The 19,793-nt window shown below is 58.8% G+C and carries 15 protein-coding genes; 5 read left to right on the forward strand and 10 right to left on the reverse strand.

Features of this window, described 5'->3' with window-relative positions:
• Positions 1-19: 19 nt before the first annotated feature.
• From FCH38_RS15050 to FCH38_RS15060, 3 genes are all read left to right on the forward strand, one after another.
• On the forward strand, positions 20-4,180 hold the full coding sequence (locus FCH38_RS15050) for a translocation/assembly module TamB domain-containing protein (RefSeq protein WP_174374245.1): 4,161 nt from the start codon (positions 20-22) through the stop codon (positions 4,178-4,180).
• A gap of 264 nt (positions 4,181-4,444) precedes the next feature.
• The gene (locus FCH38_RS15055; protein WP_003504949.1) at positions 4,445-4,921 is read left to right on the forward strand and encodes a chemotaxis protein CheW; all 477 of its coding nucleotides are present in this window, start codon (positions 4,445-4,447) and stop codon (positions 4,919-4,921) included.
• 409 nt (positions 4,922-5,330) lie between these two features.
• A complete protein-coding gene (locus tag FCH38_RS15060) occupies positions 5,331-7,070 on the forward strand; it encodes a methyl-accepting chemotaxis protein (RefSeq protein ID WP_174374246.1) in 1,740 nt (579 codons plus the stop codon).
• 144 nt (positions 7,071-7,214) lie between these two features.
• Here FCH38_RS15060 and fdhD read toward each other — a convergent pair whose 3' ends face one another.
• The 8 genes from fdhD to FCH38_RS15100 form a co-directional block, all read right to left on the reverse strand.
• The gene (fdhD, locus tag FCH38_RS15065) at positions 7,215-8,021 is read right to left on the reverse strand and encodes a formate dehydrogenase accessory sulfurtransferase FdhD (protein ID WP_174374247.1); all 807 of its coding nucleotides are present in this window, start codon (positions 8,019-8,021) and stop codon (positions 7,215-7,217) included.
• 323 nt (positions 8,022-8,344) lie between these two features.
• Positions 8,345-8,755 carry a F0F1 ATP synthase subunit epsilon gene (locus FCH38_RS15070; RefSeq protein WP_149900540.1) on the reverse strand — a complete coding sequence of 137 codons (411 nt, stop codon included), beginning with the start codon at positions 8,753-8,755 and terminating at the stop codon, positions 8,345-8,347.
• Positions 8,756-8,884: 129 nt separating this feature from the next.
• Positions 8,885-10,339, reverse strand: coding sequence for a F0F1 ATP synthase subunit beta (atpD, locus tag FCH38_RS15075; protein WP_149900539.1), 1,455 nt, complete (start codon positions 10,337-10,339; stop codon positions 8,885-8,887).
• A 23-nt stretch (positions 10,340-10,362) separates the two neighbouring features.
• The gene (locus FCH38_RS15080) at positions 10,363-11,241 is read right to left on the reverse strand and encodes a F0F1 ATP synthase subunit gamma (protein ID WP_149900538.1); all 879 of its coding nucleotides are present in this window, start codon (positions 11,239-11,241) and stop codon (positions 10,363-10,365) included.
• A gap of 31 nt (positions 11,242-11,272) precedes the next feature.
• On the reverse strand, positions 11,273-12,802 hold the full coding sequence (atpA, locus tag FCH38_RS15085) for a F0F1 ATP synthase subunit alpha (RefSeq protein ID WP_174374248.1): 1,530 nt from the start codon (positions 12,800-12,802) through the stop codon (positions 11,273-11,275).
• A complete protein-coding gene (locus tag FCH38_RS15090) occupies positions 12,802-13,368 on the reverse strand; it encodes a F0F1 ATP synthase subunit delta (RefSeq protein WP_170979849.1) in 567 nt (188 codons plus the stop codon). Before FCH38_RS15090 ends, atpA begins: the two co-directional genes overlap by 1 nt.
• Before the next feature lie 261 nt (positions 13,369-13,629).
• A complete protein-coding gene (locus FCH38_RS15095; RefSeq protein WP_153515538.1) occupies positions 13,630-14,016 on the reverse strand; it encodes a phage infection protein in 387 nt (128 codons plus the stop codon).
• A gap of 80 nt (positions 14,017-14,096) precedes the next feature.
• The gene (locus FCH38_RS15100) at positions 14,097-16,313 is read right to left on the reverse strand and encodes a primosomal protein N' (RefSeq protein ID WP_174374249.1); all 2,217 of its coding nucleotides are present in this window, start codon (positions 16,311-16,313) and stop codon (positions 14,097-14,099) included.
• 145 nt (positions 16,314-16,458) lie between these two features.
• Here FCH38_RS15100 and FCH38_RS15105 point away from each other — a divergent pair, with 145 nt between their 5' ends.
• Complete coding sequence (locus tag FCH38_RS15105; RefSeq protein WP_174374250.1) at positions 16,459-17,406, forward strand: tyrosine recombinase XerC; 948 nt, start codon at positions 16,459-16,461, stop codon at positions 17,404-17,406.
• A 183-nt stretch (positions 17,407-17,589) separates the two neighbouring features.
• Positions 17,590-18,684 carry a TraB/GumN family protein gene (locus tag FCH38_RS15110; protein WP_174374381.1) on the forward strand — a complete coding sequence of 365 codons (1,095 nt, stop codon included), beginning with the start codon at positions 17,590-17,592 and terminating at the stop codon, positions 18,682-18,684.
• A gap of 16 nt (positions 18,685-18,700) precedes the next feature.
• Here FCH38_RS15110 and FCH38_RS15115 read toward each other — a convergent pair whose 3' ends face one another.
• Together FCH38_RS15115 and FCH38_RS15120 are read right to left on the reverse strand one after the other, a co-directional pair.
• On the reverse strand, positions 18,701-19,156 hold the full coding sequence (locus tag FCH38_RS15115) for a DUF2867 domain-containing protein (RefSeq protein ID WP_174374382.1): 456 nt from the start codon (positions 19,154-19,156) through the stop codon (positions 18,701-18,703).
• Between the two features lie 127 nt (positions 19,157-19,283).
• The gene (locus FCH38_RS15120) at positions 19,284-19,784 is read right to left on the reverse strand and encodes a cytochrome b (protein ID WP_174374251.1); all 501 of its coding nucleotides are present in this window, start codon (positions 19,782-19,784) and stop codon (positions 19,284-19,286) included.
• Positions 19,785-19,793 lie beyond the last annotated feature (9 nt).

Raw genomic sequence — 19,793 nt, forward strand, 5'->3', positions numbered from 1 at the left:
AGAGTGTAGATTACCTTTGATGAAAATGTTGATTCGATTGCTGAAATGGCTGGGCTACGTTGCCTTGTGCGGCGTGGTGCTGGTGCTGCTTGCGGTTCTGTTTGTCGGGTTTACACCGATGGGCGCCAGAATTGCAGCGAAGCAGATTTCAGCACTTGTATCGACGCCCGATCAGACGATCGAGATTTCTCCCCCGAGCGGCCTTTTGACCGGCCGACTGCGGCTCGACAACGTCACCCTTTCAGACCGGCAGGGACCCTATGCCCGCGTGAACCAGATCGCCGTCGACTGGTCACCGCTCTCGCTGCTTGCCGGAACCTTTCATGCCGACCGGGTCTCGGCCGGATCGATCGATGTCGAGCGTAAACCGCTTGCCGCTGAACAGACGCCGACCAAAAGCTCCGGTAGTTCGTCGCTGCCGATTGAAGTCGGCATCGATAGTTTCAGCTTCCCCGACATCAGCCTTGGCCAATCACTTCTGGGCAGCCCTTTCGAGCTGACGGCCGAAGGCAATCTCAAGGCTGCCCGGGACGATATCAGGCTGTCGCTATCGGCCCATCGGATCAATGCTGTAAATGCTGCCGTGAATGCCGACATCGCCTTCCTGCCGAATGAGAATGTCCTGAAGCTGAAAGCGGAGATGAAGGAGCCCGAAGGCGGGCTTCTCGCCACGCTGCTTTCGCTGCCCGGTACGCCAGCCGTCGCTATCGACGTGAACGGCGAAGGACCGCTTTCCAACTGGACCGGCACGCTGCGCGGCGGTGTCGCCGGTAACCCCGTCGTCAATGTTAGCGGCCGCCATACTCTTGGCGATGACGGCACGCGCCGTATCGAGATCGCGGGCGGTGGCCAGCCGGATCTGCTCCTTCCCCCCGCCTTCCGCCAGCTTTTTGCCGGTGAGACGAAGCTCGATGCAAACGCCACGCTCTCACCGCAGGGCCGCATCGAAATCGGCAGCAGTACGCTGGAGACCGGCACATTGTTGCTGACCGCTTCCGGCACCATCGATCCGAACGGTCAAAACGATCTTGCCGCCAACCTCATCGGTACCGCCGGTCCCGTCGATTTCCGCTGGCCTCTCAGCAATGGCGAAGTTCAGGCCCTCATCAACGGCCTCGACCTTTCCCTGAAAGGCAACGCGGATGCCGCACACCTGAAGACCACGGCATCATTACGCAGCCTTGCCCTGCCCCAGGGCCGGCTTGACGATGTCAAACTGACGGCCGAAAGCACCGACCTCAACATCGCCAGCCGCAGCGGCACCATCGCCACCGTCCTGTCAGTTACGCAATCATCCTTCGTCAGCCCTGATATCGACCGGCTGGTGCGTGCGCCACTCACCATCAAGGCGCCACTCAGCCTCACCTCTTCCGCCATCGGCTTTGACGGTGCAACGCTCGAAAGCGCCAGTGTCGGCGGAACTCTGAACGGCAGTTTCGATCTCGCCAATAATCGCCTGACCTCCAGTGTGCAGCTTTTCGCCCTGCCGGCCACCCTGCCGCCGGCGCTCGCAGAAAAATTCGACACCACAATCGCCCTGCAGGGCGATATCGACCTCACCATTGGCGGGCGCACCAGCGTTGAGAACCTCACCGTCAAATCCGGTACGATAGAGGCGGCAGGCAATGTCAGCCTCGAAAACGACGCGCTAAGCGCCAGCCTGACCGGCAAATTTCCCGCTCTCGAAAAGCTGACACCGCAGGCAAAGGGTGTCGCAGAGTTTGCAATCGATGCCCGCGGCGCAGTGTCTGCACCTGATTTCAACATCGCCCTGAGTTCCGAAAGCGCTGTCCTTGCCGGACGAACCCTCGAAGCACTGAAAATCAATGCCACAGGCAAGGCTGATCCCGCAGCACCGCAGGCGAAGCTCACCGCCAGCGGCAGCCTCGACCGGCAGAAGATCGATGCCAACGCCAATGTGGTGCAAACGGAGAACGGTACGGCGATACCTGAACTGCATGTGGCCGTGGGCCGTAACCTGCTGAACGGGCAGCTGCAATTCTCGCAGCAATTCCTGCCCACGGGTAATCTTTCGTTCAATTTCCCCGATCTTGCCCTGCTGGCCGCACTTGCCGCGCAGCAGGCGGATGGCGATATTGCCGGCGATATCGCCCTGAGCAACGCCAATGGCCGGATCGCCGCGACGATAAAGGCCAATGGCGGCAGCATCCGTCAGGGCACGACGACAATCTCCAAACTCGCCGCCGATATCTCCATCGACGACCTGCAGGCGCTCGCGATCAACGGCAAGGTCAGTGCCGACAGCGTCAATGCCGGCGCCGCCTCGATTTCCGGCCTGAACGCCACCATCGGCCATTCCGGCACGACAACGCAATTCGACGTCAACGGCCGTTACGACAATGCACCGCTGGTGGTGAAGGGCAGCGCCGATACCGGCGGAACGCCGATGACGGTAAGGCTCGACGCCTTTTCCGCCGCCCCCAAGGGCATTGCCGTGCGGCTTGAAAAACCAAGCACCATTGCCATTCAGAATGGCACAGCGCGCATCTCCGATCTGACAATCATCACCGGCGACGGGCGCATTGAGGTCAACGGCACCGCCGGATCGGCGCTCGACATCAATGCCGATATCCGGTCGCTTCCCGCCAGTCTTGCAAATGCCTTCGCTGCCGGGCTGGATGCGGCAGGCAGCATATCCGGCACCGTCAGCGCCAAGGGCGCGGCATCCGACCCCTCGGTCGATTATAATCTCAACTGGGCAAATGCCGAGGTCTCGCAGACCCGCGCCGCCGGGCTTGCAGCACTTGGCATCAAGGCGAACGGCCGTTTCGCCGGCGGCACGCTACAGATCGATACGAATGTGACCGGTCAGGGCGGCATGGCGCTCTCGGGCGGCGGTTCTCTCGGCATCGCCGGCAATCGCCCGCTTTCGATGGCCTTTACCGGCAGGTTGCCCTTCTCCGCGGTTGCGGCGCAAACCGCAGCGCAGGGTCTCGATGTGGACGGCACGGCCGCCATCGACGTGAAAATTTCTGGCAGCGCCACAGCACCTGTTGTTACCGGCAGCATCACCACCGATGGCACACGCCTGACCGACGTGCGCCGGAACCTGACCGTCAACGGACTGGGAGCCACCATCACCTTCGATCGCGATCGCGCCATCATTTCCCGCCTGACAGGTAAGCTGGCGGGCGGCGGAACGATCTCGGGAACCGGCAGCGTCGGCGTAGCCGGCGGGTCGGGTTTCCCTGCCGATATATCGATCACACTCGATCGTGCCGGTTATAATGACGGCACACTGGTAACGACGGTGGTAAGCGGCACATTGACGCTGAAAGGCCCGTTGCTGAATTCCCCCGTGCTTGGCGGCAACCTGACGCTGGACAGAAGCGCCATCACCATTCCGGAAAAACTCCCGGCCTCGTTGACGGAAATCGACATCAAGCACAAGAACGCCCCGCCAAAGGTGCGCGCGCAGGCGAAAGCGCTCGGTGGCGATCAGGGCGGCAGCGGCAGTTCTTCCACCATCAATCTCGATCTGCAGGTGAATGCACCGAGCGGCATCTTCGTGCGCGGACGCGGCATCGATGCGGAACTGATCGGCAATCTGACGATCCGCGGCACGGCGGCTGTCCCCGTCATTTCCGGCGGTTTTGAAATGCGTCGCGGCCGGCTGGAAATCCTCACCCGTCGTCTTGATTTCACCACCGGCAACATCAGCTTCGGTGGCGGCCTTATCCCGGTTCTCGATATGAAGGCGGATTCGACGGTCGGTTCAACCACCGTCACGGTTGCGGTTTCCGGCAATGCCAACGACCCGACATTCGCCTTCTCCTCGGCCCCCGCCCTGCCGCAGGATGAAGTCATGGCGCAGCTGATCTTTGGCCAGTCCATGTCGAAACTCTCCGCTCTGCAGATCGCCCGGCTGGCAGATGCCGCCGCACAACTGGCCGGCGGTCGCTCAACCTCGCTGTTCGACAAGCTCAGAAGCAATCTCGGCGTCGATGATCTGGATATTTCGACCGATTCAGAAGGCCAGGCCCGCGTTTCCGCCGGCAAATATCTCAATGAGAGAACCTATCTCGAATTGGAGCAGAGCGGTGAATTCGGTGCCAAAGCCATCATCAACCTCGATGTCGGGCGCGGTGTGAAACTGCGCGGTGAGGCGGGCGGCGATGGCGAAGGTGCAGCCGGTATATTTTACGAGAAAGAATACTAAGCACTCCAGTAAAAGTGCGTAGCGGTTTTACGTTCGGACAATGCGTAAATCAAAGAGAGAGCGTTTTCGCATTCAAAGAAAAGCGAAAACGCTCCAGAGCCGTGCGCATTTAGGTTTGCGAAACCATCTCATGATAACAATCATTGAATGAAGACGGAAATATTGTTTCCGGCTGTTCAGGCACCAGGCAGAACGCCAAATCCGCATATGCAAGTGTCGGTGCACTTGCGCCGGCCTCCACAGCGAGCATTGGGAAGAATTCTGATGGCAATGATAAACTCTACCAATTTTGGCGGTGAGACGCTGGAAATCATCGCGTTCCGCCTGCACGATCAGGAATTCTGCGTGAAGACGACGACTATCCGCGAAATTCGCGGCTGGGCGCCTTCCACGCCTATTCCCCACGCGCCGAAAGACGTTATCGGCGTCATGAACCTGCGTGGCTCGGTCATTCCGATCATCGATCTGGCCCACAAGCTCGGCATGAAGAGCACCGTCGCCAATGAGAGAAGCGCCATCGTGGTGGCCGAAGTGCACAACATGGTCATCGGCATGCTGGTTGATCGCGTGTCCGACATTCTGACGATCCCGGCAAATCAGGTACAGCCGGTTCCGGAAATCTCCGCCTCTTTTGACAAGTCCTATTCCGAAGGCATCATCGCCAACGAACACGGCATGATCTGCTTCCTGAACCTCGCCAAGATGTTCAAGGGAACCGAAGCGGAAGATCTCGCGGCTTAAGCCCGCCTATTGGCCTGCTTTTCCTTACCGGTCCGCATTCTGACGCATGCAAAAGAGACGAGCCTGTTTCGTTCCAAATACCGACAATCAGACCAGACCGCCGGAGCATCGCCCGGCGGTTTTGTTTTTTCTATTCCTGTGTTTTTAAATAAGAACATTTTAATATTATAGATATCTAATATTAAAAGCTGAAAATCAGTACCGCACCGACACGCCATCTCGCGGGTCCGATACCTGACCTAGGCCGATAAGACGCAAGTGCCTGCATTGCCGCTTTCTGCGGCAAACCTGTTCGTTGTTCAACATGATACGGCGCGGACCGCATCCTCTTATGCGGTTGGCCGCGCTGTGGCCGATATTCGGGGGACGTCCAATGCTGGGGTTAGGGAAAAGCGCAGATAACCGAAACATGCTCGATGCGATCTCCAGATCGCAGGCAGTCATAGAATTCGATCTCAAAGGTAATATTCTCACGGCAAACGGCAATTTCTGCGCGGCGCTGGGTTATGATCTCGCCGAAATCACCGGCAAGCACCATCGCATCTTCTGCGACGGCGATTTCGCCGCATCGCGTGCCTATCAGGAGTTCTGGGAGTCTCTCGCCCGTGGCGAGTTTCAGGCCAAGGAATATCGGCGTATCCGCAAGGACAGCGCGGTCATCTGGATCGAGGCTTCCTACAACCCGGTTTTTCGTTCGGGCAAGCCCTACAAGGTGATCAAGATCGCCACCGATATCACCGCCAAGAAGATCAAGGCTGCGGAAGACGCCGGCAAACTGGAAGCACTCTCCCGCTCGCAGGCCACCATCGAATTTTTTCCCGACGGCACGATCATTACCGCCAATCCAAATTTCTGCGCCACGGTGAACTACGACCTCAAGGAAATTGAGGGCAGGCACCACCGGATGTTCTGCGACCCCGCCTATGCGGCGTCGCCCGCCTATGGCAATTTCTGGCAACGGCTGGCATCGGGAGAATTCATCTCGGATGAATTCGTGCGTTATGGCAAAAACGGCAAGGAAATATGGATCCAGGCCGCCTATAATCCGGTGCTGGATGACACCGGCAAGGTGGTGAAAGTGGTGAAATTTGCCACCGACGTGACACCGCGTATGAGCGCCATCACCGTTCTAGCCAATGGCCTGCAGGCGCTGGCCGATGGCGACCTCGTGCAGCGCCTCGACAATAGCTTCGTGCCCAGCATGGAAAAATTGCGCCACGACTTCAACGAGGTTGTCGGCAAGCTTCAGTCCACCATGCAGACCATCGCCCACAACGCCTCCACCATCGCATCCGGTTCGGGCGAGATCCGCATTGCTGCCGATCAGCTCTCACAGCGCACCGAGCAGCAGGCCGCCTCACTGGAAGAGACAGCAGCCGCATTGGAAGAAATCACCACCACTGTTACCGATGCCAGCCAGCGCGCCGGCTATGCCGGCAAGCTGGTGCTGCGGACGAAAGACCATGCCGAACATTCCGGCGAGATCGTTCAGCAGGCGATTTCCGCCATGGACGCAATCTCGCGCTCGTCCGGGGAAATCACCAATATCATCGGCGTCATCGACGACATTGCCTTCCAGACCAATCTTCTCGCACTGAATGCCGGCGTCGAAGCCGCCCGCGCCGGTGAAGCAGGCAAGGGTTTCGCAGTCGTGGCGCAGGAAGTGCGGGAACTTGCGCAGCGATCCGCCCGCGCAGCCAAGGAAATCAAGTCGCTTATCAATACCTCACGCGAACAGGTCGCCAATGGTGTTGATCTGGTCGGCAGAACCGGTAGCGCCTTGCGGGATATCCAGTCCCAGATGGGCGAAATCGATGCTAACGTCTCCGCCATCGTTGAGGCGTCGCGCGAACAGGCGAACGGCCTGAGGGAAATCAATCAGGCCGTCAACATCATGGACCAGGCAACCCAGAAAAACGCCGCCATGGTGGAGGAAACCACGGCCGCCAGCCATGGCCTCGCCAATGAAGCGGAAACCCTGCACGAATTGCTGCGGCAATTCAGAATATCGCACGGGGCATCGGCATCACCGGCCCGGCCAACCGACAAAAAGCCAGCGATGGTCACCAGACTGCCGACACCACAACCTCGATATGCCACCGCAACGAGGTCTCAGGGAAATGCCGTAGCCGAATGGGCGGAGTTTTAGCCCTCTGAAACAGGATGGCCACCAAAAGGCGACGGCCTTAGAGCATTTCCGCTTTTCTCCGAAACGCGAAAACGATCTAACCCTTTGTTTTGCGCATTTTCCGGACGTAAACCGCTGCGCACTTTTATTGGAAATGCTCTAAAGCTAGAAAATAATGCGATCCGCGCGGGTGAAGATTTCAAAGTCTTCACCCCGCACCAGCGCAACAAGTGTGATGCCCGCTTCCTCGGCCGTTTCGATGGCGAGCGCGGTCGGTGCCGAAATGGCCGCCAGAACGGCACTGCCGAGGATCGCCGTCTTCTGAACCATCTCCACCGACAGGCGGCTAGTGACGGCTACGATGCCAGCACTGGAAGATATGCCTGCGTTGATGACCGCACCTGCCAGCTTGTCGAGCGCGTTGTGGCGGCCGACGTCCTCACGCACCACCAGCAGACCGCCTTCAGCACTGTAAAAGCCGGCGCCGTGAACGGCCCTCGTCTCGCGGTTAAGGCTTTGGGCGTCATGCAGCGCTTTCATCGCAGCAACAATGTCATAACCGTCAAAGGAAATTTCCACACCGCTCAAATCCGGCACGAGCCGAACCGCCTGCTCTATGGATTCAATACCGCACAGGCCGCAGCCCACCGGACCCGCCATATGTCGCCGTCTTGCCCGCAACGCATCGGCATTGGCATCCCGCAAATCCACCTGAACATCAAAACCTTGCCCGGCCTCGACCACTTCAACAGCCTGGATTTCGGCGCGTGACGATATGATGCCTTCTGTCAGGCTGAAACCAACGGCGAAATCGATGAGATCAGCCGGGCTGGCCATCATCACGGCATGGGTGCTGCCACCGTAAGAAAAGGCGACCGGCACCTCCTCCGGCACGGCACGGCTGCCCTCCGTTACCACCCCTTCTCGCAGACCGGTTCTTGCAACCCTTCGGAAACTTGCCTCTGCCGACACGGCGATCTTCCTTCTATAACGGACACCTGTCTCGTCTCACTCCCGATCAAGAGGCCGCATCCCTTTTCGAAACCAAATCTAGCCTAAAGCTCTGAAAACCGGAATCAACTTCCTGAAGCGCGTTCTGTAAAAACCGCAACCCTCTTACCGGAATGCCCCGGAATTGGTTCAAGCGGCTCGAAACACGTGCCTAAAAAAAAGAAAGACGGCTTTCTCATCAGATAGTTGAGAGGCACCCGAAAAACAAAAAAGCGACCGAAGAGGCCGCTTGTTTGTTTGTAATATTTTGTGGGCAGTCATTCTTTCGAACCCGCCCGGTGCTTTCAAGCAGCGACGAGAACCTCATGCAGGTTCGTCAGTTCGTAAAGGTGCTTTTCAAGCTTGGTCAGATGCTCGTGGTGATGATTGCCTTCTTCGATTTCGGACTTGGCCGCATCGATGCGCTTCTGCAGCGTGTCGGGGGACATATCATCGGCCGAAACCGCAGATTCAGCCAAAAGCGTGCAACCGGTCGGGAGAATGTCGGCAAAACCGCCGAAAACGACGTATTTATGCGTCTCACCTGAGGCGAACTTCACCGTCACCAGACCCGGCTTGATCGTCGTCATCGTCGGCGCGTGATTGGCCAGAACCGTCATCTCACCCAGCGTAGCCGGGATGACGACTTCCGTAACCGTTTCGGAAACGAGCAGACGTTCCGGGGAAACGAGATCGAATTTGAAACTGTCAGCCATGGCTATTCACTTCTTTTCAATTACGCGGGCGTCACGGACTTATTCGTTACAACACCGGCATCACCATTGCGGTTTTGCCGTCATTGTCGACAAGGCGCGCGGGTGAACCACGCGCCTGCCAATTCATCATCAGGCGGCTTCGCCAGCCAGCTTCTTTGCCTTTTCGATGGCTTCTTCCATCGAACCGACCATGTAGAAAGCAGCTTCCGGCAGGTTGTCATATTCGCCGTTGACCAGGCCCTTGAAGCCCTTGATCGTGTCTTCGAGCGCAACGAGCTTGCCCGGCGAACCGGTGAAGACTTCGGCGACGAAGAACGGCTGCGACAGGAAGCGCTCGATCTTGCGGGCGCGGGTAACCGTCAGCTTGTCTTCCTCCGAGAGTTCGTCCATGCCGAGGATGGCGATGATGTCCTGAAGAGACTTGTAACGCTGCAGCGTCGACTGAACCTTACGGGCAACCTCGTAATGTTCTTCACCGACGATCATCGGGTCGAGCATACGCGAGGTGGAGTCGAGCGGATCAACAGCCGGGTAAATACCCTTTTCAGCGATCGAACGCGACAGAACCGTCGTTGCGTCCAAGTGCGCGAACGAGGTGGCCGGAGCCGGGTCGGTCAAGTCGTCGGCGGGAACGTAAATCGCCTGAACAGAGGTGATCGAACCCTTGTTCGTGGTGGTGATGCGTTCCTGCATCTGGCCCATGTCAGTTGCGAGCGTCGGCTGATAGCCCACGGCCGAAGGAATACGGCCGAGCAGAGCCGACACTTCCGAACCAGCCTGCGTGAAGCGGAAGATGTTGTCCACGAAGAACAGAACGTCCTGGCCTTCGTCACGGAAGTTCTCAGCGATCGTCAGACCGGTAAGAGCAACGCGGGCGCGGGCGCCCGGCGGTTCGTTCATCTGGCCGTAAACGAGTGCGGCCTTGGAGCCTTCGCCGCCGCCAAGCTTGTTGACGTTCGACTCGATCATTTCGTGATAAAGGTCGTTGCCTTCGCGGGTACGCTCACCCACACCGGCAAATACCGAGTAGCCACCATGCGCCTTGGCGACGTTGTTGATCAGTTCCATGATGAGAACCGTCTTGCCAACGCCGGCGCCGCCGAACAGGCCAATCTTGCCGCCCTTGGCGTAAGGAGCCAGAAGATCGACGACCTTGATGCCAGTGACGAGAATCTGTGCTTCCGTCGACTGCTCGACGTAAGATGGCGCATCCTGGTGAATAGCGCGCTTCTTGGCGGTAACGATCGGGCCTGCTTCGTCAACCGGCTCGCCGATGACGTTCATGATGCGGCCAAGCGTTTCCGGGCCAACCGGAACTTCGATCGGTGCACCGGTGTTGGTAACGGCCTGACCGCGGACCAGACCTTCGGTCGAGTCCATTGCGATCGTGCGGACGACGTTTTCGCCGAGATGCTGCGCGACTTCCAGAATAAGGCGGTTGCCGTTATTCTCGGTTTCAAGCGCGTTCAGGATCGAAGGCAGTTCGCCTTCGAACGCCACGTCGACAACAGCGCCGATAACCTGGGTAACCTTGCCCGCGCCGGTCACCGCTGCGGTTTTCTTGGGGGTAGCTGCCTTAGCCATAATCCTTACCCTCTTTCCTTACCTCAGAGCGCTTCCGCGCCCGAAATGATTTCAATGAGTTCCTTGGTGATCTGAGCCTGACGCTGACGGTTGTAGGAAAGCGTCAGCTTGTTGATCATCTCACCGGCATTGCGCGTTGCATTATCCATCGCGCTCATCTTGGCGCCCATTTCACCGGCAACGTTTTCAAGCAGAGCCCGGAAAACCTGAACGGAAATGTTGCGCGGAATAAGGTCTTCCAGAATAGAAGCCGCATCCGGCTCATATTCGTAGACGGCGCTCTGCGTCGCCACATCCTCTTCCACAACCGGGGTTGCGGCCGGAATGAGCTGCAGGCCGGTCGGGATCTGGCTGATGACGGACTTGAATTCCGAATAGATCAGCGTGCAGACATCGAACTCACCCGCATTGAACAGCGAGATCACCTTCTTGGCGATCTGGTCGGCGTTTTCGAAAGCAACCTTTTTCACTTCGCGCAATTCGATGCGTTCGATGATATTGGCTGAAAATTCGCGGCGAAGGCTGTCATAGCCCTTCTTGCCGACCGTGATGATCTTGACCGTCTTGCCTTCGGAAATCAGCTTGCGGGCCTGATCGCGTGCAAAACGGGAAATCTGCGAGTTGAAACCACCGCAAAGACCACGTTCAGCCGTGCAGACGACGAGCAGATGCACGTCGTCCTTGCCGGTGCCGGTCATCAGCGCCGGAGCAACGTCCGCCTCGACCGCCTTGGCGATGTTGGCGAGAACGGCGCTCATGCGCTGAGAATAAGGCCGGGCGGCCTCCGCAGCTTCCTGGGCGCGCCGAAGCTTCGCCGCGGCGACCATTTTCATCGCCTTGGTAATCTTCTGCGTCGCCTTCACGGAGGCAATGCGGTTTTTCAGATCCTTTAGTGAAGGCATCCGTTATCCGTCCGAGTAAAAGAGCCCTGATTTAAGAGAAAGACTTGGCGAAGGTATCGAGAGCGCCCTTGAGCTTGCTCTTGGTATCGTCGCTGATAGCCTTTTCCGTGCGGATGGTGTCGAGGATCGCCTTGCCTTCCGAGCGGAAGTAGGAAAGCAGACCCTGCTCGAACTTGCCGACCTGTGCGACCGGAACCTTGTCGAGATAGCCGTTGACACCGGCGAAGATCACCGCAACCTGTTCTTCCGTCTTGAGCGGAGAGAACTGCGGCTGCTTCAGAAGCTCCGTCAGGCGTGCGCCGCGGTTCAGCAGGCGCTGCGTGGAAGCGTCAAGGTCCGAGCCGAACTGGGCAAAGGCAGCCATTTCGCGATACTGGGCAAGCTCGCCCTTGATCGAACCGGCAACCTGCTTCATCGCCTTGATCTGAGCGGCAGAGCCAACGCGCGAAACCGACAGACCGACGTTAACGGCCGGACGGATGCCCTGGTAGAACAGGTCGGTTTCAAGGAAGATCTGGCCGTCGGTGATCGAGATCACGTTGGTCGGAATAAAGGCCGAAACGTCGTTACCCTGCGTTTCGATGACAGGCAGAGCCGTCAGCGAGCCAGCGCCCATTTCGTCGGAGAGCTTTGCGGCGCGCTCCAGAAGACGGGAGTGAAGGTAGAAAACGTCGCCCGGATAAGCTTCGCGGCCCGGAGGACGACGCAGCAGAAGCGACATCTGACGGTAGGCAACGGCCTGCTTGGAAAGATCGTCATAACCGATGAGAGCGTGCTTGCCGTTGTCACGGAAGTATTCGCCCATGGCGCAACCGGCAAACGGAGCCAGGTACTGCATCGGAGCCGGATCGGAGGCGGTCGCAGCAACGATGATCGAATACTGCAGCGCGCCGCGCTCTTCCAGAACCTTGACGAACTGGGCAACAGTCGAACGCTTCTGGCCGATAGCAACGTAGACGCAATAAAGCTTGTCGCCGTCAGGACCATTGTCGTGAATGGCCTTCTGGTTCAGGATCGCGTCGAGAATGATCGCGGTCTTGCCGGTCTGGCGGTCACCGATGACCAACTCGCGCTGGCCACGGCCAACCGGGATGAGAGCGTCGATGGCCTTGAGGCCGGTCGACATCGGCTCATGAACCGACTTGCGCGGAATGATGCCGGGAGCCTTGACGTCAACGCGCGAACGCTTGGCGGCATTGATCGGGCCTTTGCCGTCGATCGGGTTGCCGAGAGCGTCAACCACGCGGCCGAGCAGTTCCGGGCCGACCGGAACGTCAACGATAGCGCCAGTCCGCTTGACGGTGTCGCCTTCCTTGATGTCACGGTCCGAACCGAAGATAACCACACCGACATTGTCGGCTTCAAGGTTGAGCGCCATGCCGCGGATGCCGCCGGGGAACTCGACCATTTCGCCGGCCTGAACATTGTCGAGGCCATAAACGCGGGCGATACCGTCACCGACGGAAAGCACCTGACCGACTTCCGAGACTTCCGCCTCGTTGCCGAAATTTTTGATTTGATCTTTTAGAATTGCGGAAATTTCCGCGGCGCGGATATCCATCAGCCAACCTCTTTCAGTGCAAGCTTAAGGGTGGAAAGTTTGGTGCGAAGAGACGTATCGATCTGGCGGGAACCGACCTTGACGATCAGACCGCCGAGGATCGACGGATCGACGGTAACGGAAATCGTCACATCCTTGCCGGTAACGCTCTTCAGCGCCGCTTTCAGTTCAGTTTCCTGCGCCTCGTCGAGCGCATGTGCCGAGGTGACCTCGGCGGTGATTTCGCCGCGATGGGCAGCGGCAATGGTGCGGTAGGCTCGGATCATGCCGGGAACGGCAAAGAGACGGCGGTTATTGGCAACGACCTTGAGGAAATTAACAGCGAGACCGGCAATTCCGGCCTTCTCGCAGATCGCGGTGATTGCCTTGAACTGATCCTCGGCGGAAAACACCGGGCTCGCAACCAGACGCTTCAAATCGTCGCTTTCGTCAAGAAGTGCGCCGAACTTGTCCAGATCGGCTCCAACCGCTTCAACCGCACCCGCTTCCAAAGCAAGCTCGAAAAGCGACGACGCATACCTTTCCGCTACACCGGATGTTCCCTGGGAGGTGTCTGCCACGGGCACTTTTTCCCTGCTAATCATCCAAGATCATCAGCAATGGAGATCCACCGCATCAAATTCTTGAAATCGTTTCAATTTCCCCGAAAAAGACCGGAATTCCCCCCTGTCTTTTCCCAATTTCGCGGTCCGTCTAGCATAGGACGCCGGGACTCGCAACACGCGTAATAGCGGAAAGCGCCGTTTGGGCAAGGGGGAATGCGTTTAAATTTTCCGATTCCGCTCAGGATGCGGGTTTGGTGCGGCACAAAAGCCCAAAACCCCGCTTCAGACCAACCCGAACACGTAGCTCAACGACAGTGCGGACAGCAGAAAGTGTACAACCAGGAGTATGAAATTCCGCATGGTTGCGCCTCCATCCGAGAGAATGGAGAGAATGCCGCCAAACACGCTCAGACCAAAAGCCGCACCAAAGGCGAGATAGACCATGGGCTGCGCCAGAAGCAACGCAGCGGCGCCGAGACCGAGATAAAGGCCGGCAAGCGATGAACGCACAAGCGCATAGCCGTCCCTGCGCTCGCCAGCCGGCTGAAGACCGAAAGCGCGCAGCGTCATGCCGGGTGCGAACATGAAAAACAGGCCAATCACGGCCGACACCGCCGCCGCACCGAAGGCCAGCTGCTCACCGAATTCGGCAGGAAAATAAAACTCCATCTCGTTCCCCAAATCATTCTTTTCGTGTGCTGCGTTATGACACGGCCATGACAGCGGGAAAACGCCTTGATTGATAAAGTTCAAAGGAAACTTTGCGGATCGATATCAAGCTGCACATGTACGCTGCCCCGCTCCTTCGGGCCGTTGGCCAAAAGCGTTCGGAGGAAAGACTGCATGTCGGAATTGCGTCGCCCGTGCACCAGCAGACGGAAACGATGGCGACCACGGATCAGCGCCAGCGGCGCTTCCGCCGGGCCGAGCAGCATGATGCCCGTAACCTGCGGGGCAGCGGCTCTCAAGCCCCGCGCATGAGTTTCCGCCTCGCCGCGCGTATCGGCGGAGACGATGATCGAGGCAAGGCGTCCGAAGGGCGGCAGAACGGCCTTTTCCCGCTCCACGATCTCCCTTTCGTAGAAGGCCGACGCATCGCCCGAAACGATCGCCTGCATCACGGGATGCTGCGGCTGGTAGGTCTGCAGCAGGCCGTGGCTTTTCAACCCCGTACGCCCGGCGCGGCCCGTCACCTGTGAGAGCAGCTGAAACGTTCGCTCCGCCGCGCGCGGATCGCCATTGGCAAGTCCTAGATCAGCATCCACGATGCCGACAAGCGTCATCAGGGGAAAATTGTGCCCCTTGGCGACGAGCTGCGTGCCGATGACGATATCCGCCTCACCCTTGACGATCGCCTCCAGCTCCAGACGCAGGCGCTTGACGCCCATGAGATCGGAGGAGAGCACGATGGTGCGGGCCTCGGGAAAATGTTTCTCCACCTCTTCGGCGATCCTCTCCACTCCCGGCCCGCAGGCCACCAGATGATCGAAGGTTCCACATTCCGGGCAATGATCCGGGGTCGGCTCATTGTGACCGCACTGGTGGCACTGCAATTGATTGCGAAAGCGGTGTTCCACCAGCCAGCTGGAACATTGCGGGCATTGGAAACGGTGGCCGCAGACCCGGCAGAGCGTCAGCGGCGCGTAGCCGCGACGATTGAGAAACAACAGCGACTGTTCGCCCTTCTCGATGGTCTTGCCGATGCCGCGCAGCAGAACCGGCGAAAGAAACCCTCCCCTTTCCGGCGGATGGCGGCGCATATCGACAAGATGCAGGTCGGGCATCGCCGCATCGCCAAAACGTGTATGTAGATGGATGGTGTTGTAACGGCCCGAACTGCCATTGACCTGGCTTTCCACCGAAGGCGTGGCGGACACCAGCACCACCGGGAACTCCGCGATCCTCGCTCTAACGACAGCCATATCGCGCGCATTATAGAAGACACGGTCTTCCTGCTTGTAGGCAGGATCGTGCTCTTCATCAACGATGATGAGACCGAGATTGTCGAAAGGTAAAAAAAGCGCCGAGCGCGCGCCGGCAACAACCCTCACCTCACCTGTCACCGCCTGTCGCCAGACCTTTTCGCGCATTCGTGGCGACACATCGGAATGCCATTCCGCTGGCTTTGCACCAAACCGATCCTGAAACCGCTCCAGAAACGCCGCCGTCAGGGCGATTTCGGGAAGAAGAATGAGCACCTGCTTGCCCTGCCGTAGCGTTTCGGCCACCGCCTCGAAATAGACCTCCGTCTTGCCAGAGCCAGTCACGCCATCAATCAGCGAGACGTGAAAACCGCCCTTGCGCACATCCTCGAGAATTTCCGATGCCGCCTGTCTCTGCGGGCCTTCCAGTCGCGGTTCGGTATAATCAGGATCCGGCTCGGCCACGACAGGCGGGGCGGGTAGAAAGACCGTCTCGAACACGCCCTGCTTGACGAGGCCATCGACGACACTGGTCGAGACACCGGCAGCATGGGCAAGCCCGCTTTTCGTCCAGCCATGCTCCTCTGCCGCCAGCTCCATCACCCGCTCACGGGCGGGAGTGAGCCGTTCCGGCCGGCCTTCCGTTAGCCGAAGCCCCTCGATCATCGGCTCGGGATCGAACGCGGCCGGCGCTCGAAGCGCCATCCGCGCCACCAGACCGGGTGGAGAAAGCGTATAGGCAGCGACCCAATCCACGAACCGGCGCATTTCCGCCTTCAGCGGCGGGCACTCGAAACTTTTAGTGATCGGCCGCAGCTTCTTCGGATCGACGCTCTTCTCTCCGGCATCGTCCCACACCACGCCAAAGACCTGCCGGGGACCAAGCGGCACCTGCACCACGGAACCGGTCTCCACCACCATATCTTCAGGCACGGCATAACTATAGGGTCCGGGCGCCGGCATGGGCACCAGAACGGGCACCGTGCGCGTGGGCGACGGTGGGTCGAACAGAGCCCCAAACAGATCGGACGAATCTTTTGCCATGATGTCGCGACCATGCCCCGGCGAAATGAAAAAGGAAACCGCCCGGATGTAATGGCTCACCCCGGCAAAGTCCACGCCGGATGCAAAGTGCAGACACAGGCCTTAACCAAATACTGACCATGAGAGCATAGGCTGCGGAACAGGAATGGAGCGCTGCGTGACCGAAATCCTGACTTTTGCCGAAGCCGATCTGTTGAACGAACGTCAATCCTGGCTTACCGCGCTCGCCGGCGAACGCCGCCTTGCCGACAATACCATCGAAGCTTACGAGCGCGATACCCGCCAGTTTTTGATGTTCCTGACCGGTTACATCGGCAAGCCCGCCGCCATGACCGATATGGCCGATCTGCGCCCTGTCGATCTTCGCGCCTTTCTGGCCAACCGGCGCAAGGAAGGTGTTGGCGCGCGTTCACTTGGCCGGCATCTGGCGGGACTGCGCTCCCTTCTTCACCACCTGCAAAAAAAAGGCCTCGTCAATGCGGCCGGCGCCACCGCCATGCGCGCGCCAAAACAGCCGAAATCGCTGCCGAAGCCGCTGACCGACCGTCAGGCGCTGAAGATCACCACGGCCGAGGCGCAGTTGAACGAGGAACCATGGATCGCCGCCCGCAATGCAGCGGTCCTTTCGCTGCTTTATGGTTGCGGCCTTCGTATTTCCGAAGCGCTCGGTCTGACGCCGGCCGATGTCCCACCCGGCGCCCGCAGTCTGCGCATCACCGGCAAGGGCAACAAGACGCGTATCGTGCCGCTGCTGGCAGTGGTGGCGGAAGCGGTCGATGCCTACAAGAAGCTTTGCCCCTATGCTCTGGCGGCGAATGAACCGATGTTCCTTGGCGCACGCGGGGGGAAACTCCAGCCTGCCATCATCCAGCGGGAAATGCAGAAGCTGCGCAGCGCGTTCGGCCTGCCGGAAAACGCCACGCCGCACGCGTTGCGCCATTCCTTCGCAACCCATCTTCTGGCCGGCGGTGGCGATCTGCGGACTATTCAGGAGTTGCTCGGCCATGCCAGCCTTTCCACCACGCAGATCTATACCGGCGTCGACACCGCAAGATTGTTGGAAATCTACGACAACGCCCACCCGCGTGCATGAAGCATTTCCAGTAAAAGTGCGCAGCGGTTTTACATCAGGATAATGCGTAAAAACAAAACATGGAACACGTCCGACAATTCCGGTCGAACCGGGCGAGCTCTAAAGCAGGAATTGTTTAACCATAGTCATTAACCAGACGTGCAAGCCGCCGTTCTATAAGCGAACGAGAACCGGATGAGACCCATGCACAGCCTGATGAAACCACAAAATTTCACCGCTACCCTGATGGGCAAGACCGGTGACGCCCTGCTCTGGTTGCTGGCGGCAATGCATATCGCAGCCATCGCAATCGTGCTCGCCACCTTGCTATCGCTGGGTGAGGCGCAGGCCGCCGAGCAGAAGATTAGCTGCACGGGCAGCGACATTCTTGTGGAGATGCGCAAGAGCGATCCGCAGGGCTTTGCGAAGATCGAACAGGAAGCCGCCGCGATCCCGAACGGCAAGGGTAATTTCTGGCGTATCGAAAAGGCCGGAACGGCCCCGTCCTTTCTTCTCGGCACCATGCATGTCACCGATCCGCGCGTTCTCGGCATGCCTGCCGCCGCTGCACCTGCCTTCGAAAAATCCGCAACTGTCATCGTGGAATCGGACGAAATCGTCGATGACAAGAAGATCGCCGCATCGCTGCTGGCCAAGCCGGAACTCACCATGTTTCTGGACGGCAAGTCGATCACCGACATCCTGGCACCGGAAAATGTCGCGCGACTGGAAAAGGGACTCAAGGAACGCGGCATTCCGTTGAACGCCGTTTCGCGCATGAAGCCGTGGATGCTGTCTAGCTTCGTCGCCCTTCCCGCCTGTGAATTCGCCCGCAAGGCCACCGGCCTGTCTTTTCTCGACAAGAAGCTGGCCGAAGATGCGGTCGCGGACGGAAAACGTCTCGTCGGGTTGGAAACCATGGTCGAGCAGTTGACGGCCATGTCTGAGCTGCCGATGGAATTTCATCTACAGGCGCTGATCGAAACGCTGGAACTCGGTGATCGCATGGACGATATCATGACGACCATGACCGATCTTTACGTCGCGGGCGATATAGGCATGACCATGCCCATGCTGAAAAGCCTCGACACCAAAAAACCGGCAGAGGGCGATCAGGGTTATGCCGCCTTCGAGCAACGCATCATCACCGACCGCAACCACGTCATGGCGGATCGGGCGACCCCCGAGCTTGCCAAAGGCAATGTCTTCATGGCCGTCGGCGCATTGCACCTGCCGGGTGAGGAAGGCGTGGTCGAATTGCTGCGCGCAAAGGGCTTCACGCTCACACGGGTCGACTGATCCTCTTCCCCGAGACCTAAACGGGCCGGACATTGGCGCAGAACGGCCGCATAGTCGCCGGCACGATGCGCCGATGGAACGGCCCGACCATAAAAAGATATAGCCACCCGAACAGGTTCTTGCGTCTGACGATGGTCGTGACGGTTACCACCTGCCGGTCCATTTCCTGTTCCAGATCCACGACGATGCGGAAATCGAGATGGCTGTCGTCAAAACCGAGTACGGTTCGGTCGGCTGTAGACGACAGTACCGGAAATCCCCCCGCCGAAGCACCCGCCGCCAGCTCAACGGTCCTGAGGCCGAAAAGCGACACAATACGATTTCGAAGCGCCATCAGGCTGCTGATCCACGCCGGGGGATGGTCGAGAAGAAGCCTGCTCACATTGAGCGAGGACGATTCTGGCGTCACCATCTCTCCCTGAAAGCGATCCCACCAGTCAGCGCCCGGCAATATGTCTTCGCTATCCCGCATCCCTGAACCCCAGCCGCCCGATGCGGCAAGGCTGACCATCTTCTTTTTCTGGCGGAGAAGAAACGCGACAAACCGCCGCTTGGAGCATGTCCGGTAAAATTGCGAAGCGGCTTTCTCCGGAAATGCCCTAGCCGTGCGTCATGCGCTTCAGAATATCGGTGCGCCAGTAAAACTGGTGGACCAGAACGGCAACGACATGGCCGGCGATCAACACCCACATCAGCGCCTTGAAGGGGCCGGAATGTAACTGCCCGGCCGCCTCAGCGCCGAAGTAATAAGCGGCGATACCGGATAAAGGCAGGATAAAGAACAACGCGTAGAAGGTAAAATGCGCGACTTTGGCAGCGATTTGAAACGGTCGCGGCTCCTCGACGGGATGCGGCGGCAAACCCTGGAAGAAGCGCAGACAGAGGCGCAGAACTGCAAGCAACAGGATGGAGAAACCGACATAGGCGTGAATATTGGCCGAAGAAATCTGCTCCGGCGTCAATGTTTCGCCCCGCCGCATCAGCCGATAGGCATGCGCCATGGCGTCGGGAAACAGCAGGTTGAAGAAGATCAAAAGCGCCATTATCCAATGAATGACGCGCTGCGGGACAGAGAAGGAAACTTGAGTGGAATACGCCATTTTATTGCC

The sequence above is a fragment of the Agrobacterium tumefaciens genome (assembly GCF_013337285.1).
Classification (GTDB): domain Bacteria; phylum Pseudomonadota; class Alphaproteobacteria; order Rhizobiales; family Rhizobiaceae; genus Agrobacterium; species Agrobacterium burrii.